This is a genomic window from Deltaproteobacteria bacterium (genome assembly GCA_016874775.1).
In the GTDB taxonomy this organism is placed as follows: domain Bacteria; phylum Desulfobacterota; class Binatia; order Bin18; family Bin18; genus VGTJ01.
Genome location: VGTJ01000272.1, coordinates 1 through 5,118, shown reverse-complemented (window position 1 = coordinate 5,118; position 5,118 = coordinate 1). Strand labels below are relative to the sequence as shown.

The window sequence follows — 5,118 nt, the reverse complement described above, 5'->3', positions numbered from 1 at the left end:
CAAAGGCCTACAGGTCTCCGACGATGAGTTTCAAGCGCTCAATATCAAACCCGGTAAGTTTCATGGCGATTGGAACTATACGCTTCTTCCTCGCTCTTAATCGGTAACTTAATTCTTGCCCATGCCTAACTCGGCACGGTAGGGGCCGAGGTCGACAGCATAGAGCTGTTCGATCGCCTCACCAACCTGACGGTGACAGGCAATACGCTGTGGCAGAGGAAGATCTTCATACAATGTTTCTCGCACCAGGGCATGGACGAATCGGTACGTATGTCCTTTGTCTACTGCGTCCACGAGCAACCGGGCTGTGAGTGCCTCTTGGATCAGCGTCAACATCTGAAGTCGTGCACTTTCTGTGTGCACGTTGGTGCTGTGGGCAAGGACGTCAAGTGTGAACTCACGTCCGATCACCGCTGCCGTCGTGAGGAGTTGTCCGCAGGCTGGTGAGAGCCGTGCGAGTCGGCGGCGAATAGTTTCTTGCACGCCGTGAGGAATGGGGAAAGGTGTGACCGTCGGTTTCTCCTCACGTGCCAAGAGGTGAATCACTTCCGTGAGGCAAAATGGATTTCCTTCAGTTTCCTTGCACAGGGTCGTCACTAATGCCTCACCAGAGTAGAGGCCTGTTCCTACAACAAAGTCCGCGACCTCTGCTTCCGTGAGCCCGCCCAGAGCAAGTCGTTGACTCATGCGAGCGAGCGTGCCCAACGTTTCAGCAAGCGGGTGTCCGCTGCTGACCTCTGTGTCTCGATAGGTACCCAGCACGAACAGTCGCGCATCGGCCAGCTCTCGTGCCAGAAATTGTAGTAACAGGAGTGACGAGACATCAGCCCAATGCAAGTCATCGAGAATAAGCAGCAATGGTTGTTGCTTGGCAGCTCTTTTGAGCCAACTGGTGAGACTATCGAAAAAACGAAAGCGGGCATGCTCAGAGTCCATGCCTGTCGTGGTGGATACATGGGGAAGTTGCTCGCACACTTCAGGGACGACGTGGGCGATATGTGCTGCACCCCTACCCATGTCTTTTGCGAGGCTGTCGGCGTCACACTGCTGCACAAGAGTGCGAATGATTTGCACCCACGGCCAAAAAGCCGGTGCACCATCCCCTTCCCAACATCGACCCCACAGGACCGCGGCGCCTTGCTGTCGTGCGCTATCGGCAAATTCTTGTGCCAAGCGGGTTTTGCCTATACCAGGCTCGCCGCTGACTAACACCAACTGACCACGAGAGGCAAGTGCGTGAGCCAAAGCGGTTTGCAGCGTGGTCACCTCGCTCTTGCGACCCACAAAGAGTTCATGCACCGCGTGAGTTACGGTAGATGACGAAGACAGTGTGGATTGTTCGGAGCGAGCATCGAGTTCAGATACCAAAAGACGCTTGTCCAAAGAGTCAGGAGCAGCGGGTCGCGGCATGGCCTTGTCATACCAAAGCTGTCCTACCGCATGCAACTCTCTCGAATGGCCAGTCTGTGTTAGCCTCATCGCCTGCCTCCCGGAGGCATAAGATGAGAGAAATCGACTTTTTCTTGCACCGTCAAACAGAATTGTACACAGCGCTACGAATACTGGCCAACCGTCAGGAAGAGCCCCTCGTTCATTCGAATCCGCGCAACGCTTCGGCAGCAAGCGCTTGAATCTCAGGGAGGGATGCTTGTTGAGCCAAACGTGCCAGTGCTTCGAGGGCACGGCGGTCTTTATGGGCGTACGCTTCTAAGTAGTTGATCGCTTTTTCACGCAGCATAGGATCATTCTCCTGGAGCGCGATAAAGGAGAGTTGCTCTGGTTGCATGCCTGCCAAGGGGTCGTCTTCCTCTCGGCTGATGTGAGTCGTCGCAGTCGCCGGCTCTGTGAGTTTGCTACGAGAAGCGGCAAACTGCGATTGTTCGTCTCCTTTGTTGGTGATCCAGACTTGTGTCAATCGTGCTTGGGAGGTGTCGGACGAGTAAAAAAGTATGAATTGCTGCTTGGCCAGAAGCCGTCGCAACCCAGTGATTACGGGTAGATTAGTGAATTCAACAGAGACGGCCTCGGTAGATGCGGTGCCGTTGAGCCAGCGGATAGGGACACCGCTCACTTGACTAAACTCTTCTAAGACCTGGTCGAGTGGCGTAGCGGTAATGTTGGCGCTGAGCTTGCCAACGTCCAGGATGAGGAAGCCGGAGGTGGTGGCCGCAGCAGGATGCGGAATCAGAACCGTGAGAAGAATGGCAAAGAAAAATCCGGGAATAAAAGTGTTCATGACGTGAGTCCTCATCAAAAGAAGAGAGGGAGTTGGGTCTCCCTCTGGGTTCTGTCTCTGGATGGCACTTACCTGGTTCCGGAGAGATGCTTCTGTACGCATCTCTCCTTGTCGTTCATGTTGCTCCATGTCTTACTTCGTCTTGAACTGCAGGACGATTGCACTGACGGAGAAGTCGTCAACTTCTATGCTGTCGTCAGCGCTGTTCCCCGGAGTGTCAACCCTTCCGTTGCTATCGCGAGGGCAGATCACTAATAGATTGTTACCAACGTTGAGTTTGCTGCCACTCAGGACTTGGTGTTGTACGAAGGCTTCGTTGGCGTTCTCAATCGTCCGGTGGGATTCGATGCGGTTAATGCGCGTATCCACGTTGGCTGGGAGGTCTGGGATCGCGGTTGAATCTTCTCGACAGCCGTCAGCGCCAGTTGCACTCAGGGCTGTGTTAGTCGGATTCAGATAGACCGAGTGTTTGGTAAAGATAGCGTTCCCAGCGGATGTTGGCATCGCTGCCCCGCGAACACGCATCTGCAGGACGACTTTTTGTGTATTGTCATAGTTGTCGGGGAGCGCAAAGGAGAAGCGTCCTTTGGCAAGAGCATTGGCGTCATCACCTAGGCGAACTTCGCCATCCTTAATCACTTTGTAGTCACCGCCAGCATAGGCAAACGGGGCGGTAAAGGTTGCTGCGGTTAATGCGACTGCGGTAAAAGCTTTGGTCATTTTCTTCATTGTCGTTGCTCCTTTTGCTTGGTTGTGAGTGTTACGGGTCATAGCCATCAGTGATTTCTTCGTCGTTGCCATTGTCGTTCTCCTTCATGTGTTGTTCGTTTTGACTTCTGCATCCAGGGGAAGCACTGGTAGTGAGGTTCTCTGGGGGTTTTCATTTCCTCTTCGGAGCCATCGGCTACGCGCTGTTCATAGATGTTTCTTTTTCTGCTCCTTTCTTTGAGAGTGCCTGTTTCTCGCTCTCTGTAAGAAAGGCGCTAGATTGCGCGTCGCACTGCGCCACGGCGCGTCGCAAATGAAGAGATGACGCTGGTGGGGAGGAAAAATACCAGGCTTTCCCAGTACGGTCGGATCAGCCAGTGATGAGGGCTGCTAAATCAGTCGAAAAATTGTGTTTTTGTAAGAGGGTATGCGTATTCTCGATGGGCGGCAGCCATCGGGTCACGCCGTGTATGTTTCGGCCGAGCGGGTTATCGTACCCCAGCTTTGCTCAGTTGCGTAAGGACATGCTCACGGAGAGTCGCGTCTTTGTGTGGCAGACTACGTCGCAAACTCTCCAAGGAAATCTGCGGGTTGATGCGTTGAATCTCTGCCGCTTCGGCGCGGGCTTCTCCGTCATGCCCCAAGGTGCTTGCGCAGACAGCTAACTCGACACGCGCGCCGAGGTGTGTGGGACTTTCGCGTACGACTTCGCGTTGCACGGCTATTGCCGTCTCACAGCGCCCAGCTAACCGATGGGCGTGCCCGAGAATCCACAGATATGAGGTCGATGCCCGTGGATTGAGGCGAATCGCCTTTTGTGTCCACTCAATAGCCTTGTCTGGTTTGTCGATCCAGGTAAGAATCTCTCCAAGCGTGGCATAGCCTTCCGCATCGTTGGGATCGAGGGCAATGGCTTTTTCTGTCGCGGCGAGTGCGCGATCGTATTCTTTTTTCCATAAGAAGACATTCCCAAGAATCATCTGTGCAGACGCGAGGGTGTCATTGAGTGAGGTTGCCTGCTGTACCAACGCAAACGCCAGATCAAGGGCTTGGGGCGTCTGTTGCCACTGCCACGTCCACTCCAACAAGTAGGTGGCAGCAAGCGCGGCGTATGCATCAGCATACCGTGGATCAAGCTGGGTCGCCTGCTGAAATAACTGTCGCGCGTGTAGCGTCGTCTCTTTGGTCATGTGCCCGTATAGCGACCAGCCGCGTAAGAACAGGTCATAGGCTTCAAGGTTGGTAGTGGGGACTCGTGCGAGTCGCTGCTGTTCTTCCGGGGCGATCTGTATTCGTAATGCTGTGACGATTTTGCCGGTGATTTCATCTTGCAGCGCAAAGATGTCTTGCCACTGGCGGTCATAGCGTTCTGCCCACAGCGGGGAGTTGGTGGTCGTATCAACAAGCTGTGCGGTGATGCGCACGCGATTGTCGGCTTTGCGAACGCTCCCTGCTAACACGTAGCGGACCCCCAATTCCTTGCCGATTTGTTCGGGCTGTACCACTCTCCCTTTGTAGGAAAAGGCAGAATTACGAGCGATAACAAAGAGATTGGACAACTTCGAAAGATCAGTCATCAGGTCTTCGGAAATTCCGTCGCTAAAATACTCTTGTTCTGGGTCGGTGCTGAGATTGTGGAACGGCAGCACAACAAGTGATGGCTTGCCAGGGGACGAAAGCGGAGCCTCGTTTGCAGGGGCGCGACGCTGAAACTCTTGGGTAACGTAGTGCGGGAACGGTGAGAACCACAGCACCCCCGAGGCGAGCACAAGCGACCCCAGACCAAAAAGCCAGAACCGCGGAAAGCGCCACTTTTCTTTCGGAGGCATCAAAAGAGGTGTGGTGCGGCTCGGTGCGGCTGACTGACCTGCGGAGGTCGTGATGCCCGTCGGAACACTCAAGGGATCGACAACAACGGGACCGGACTGCGGTTTTTCTTGTTCTGGCGACAACAACGTAAACGATGAATCACCGTACAAGACGTAGCTTGCCCAGGTCAGACTATTCCAGCCTTTTTGCTGAATGATCACGTGCCGTGCCGCACGTAAGGCATGGGCAAGAATTAAGTTACCGATTAAGAGCGAGGAAGAAGCGTATAGTTCCAATCGCCATGAAACTTACCGGGTTTGATATTGAGCGCTTGAAACTCATCGTCGGAGACCTGTAGGCCTTTG

Annotated in this window: 4 protein-coding genes; all 4 read right to left on the bottom strand. The window is 54.1% G+C overall.

The features are described from left to right. Positions 1-108: 108 nt before the first annotated feature. The gene (locus FJ147_27000; GenBank protein MBM4259536.1) at positions 109-1,479 is read right to left on the bottom strand and encodes a hypothetical protein; all 1,371 of its coding nucleotides are present in this window, start codon (positions 1,477-1,479) and stop codon (positions 109-111) included. A 112-nt stretch (positions 1,480-1,591) separates the two neighbouring features. Further along, positions 1,592-2,236 carry a HEAT repeat domain-containing protein gene (locus FJ147_26995; protein MBM4259535.1) on the bottom strand — a complete coding sequence of 215 codons (645 nt, stop codon included), beginning with the start codon at positions 2,234-2,236 and terminating at the stop codon, positions 1,592-1,594. Positions 2,237-2,368: 132 nt separating this feature from the next. Further along, the gene (locus FJ147_26990) at positions 2,369-3,037 is read right to left on the bottom strand and encodes a hypothetical protein (protein MBM4259534.1); all 669 of its coding nucleotides are present in this window, start codon (positions 3,035-3,037) and stop codon (positions 2,369-2,371) included. A 395-nt stretch (positions 3,038-3,432) separates the two neighbouring features. Continuing rightward, positions 3,433-5,049 (bottom strand): hypothetical protein, encoded by a 1,617-nt coding sequence (locus FJ147_26985; protein MBM4259533.1) that lies wholly within the window; start codon positions 5,047-5,049, stop codon positions 3,433-3,435. Between the last annotated feature and the right edge of the window lie 69 nt (positions 5,050-5,118).

Coding starts and splice junctions, on each gene's coding strand:
- FJ147_27000 (MBM4259536.1), bottom strand. CDS start 1,479: ATGAGGCTAACACAGACTGGCCATTCGAGAGAGTTGCATGCGGTAGGA.
- FJ147_26995 (MBM4259535.1), bottom strand. CDS start 2,236: ATGAACACTTTTATTCCCGGATTTTTCTTTGCCATTCTTCTCACGGTT.
- FJ147_26990 (MBM4259534.1), bottom strand. CDS start 3,037: ATGGCAACGACGAAGAAATCACTGATGGCTATGACCCGTAACACTCAC.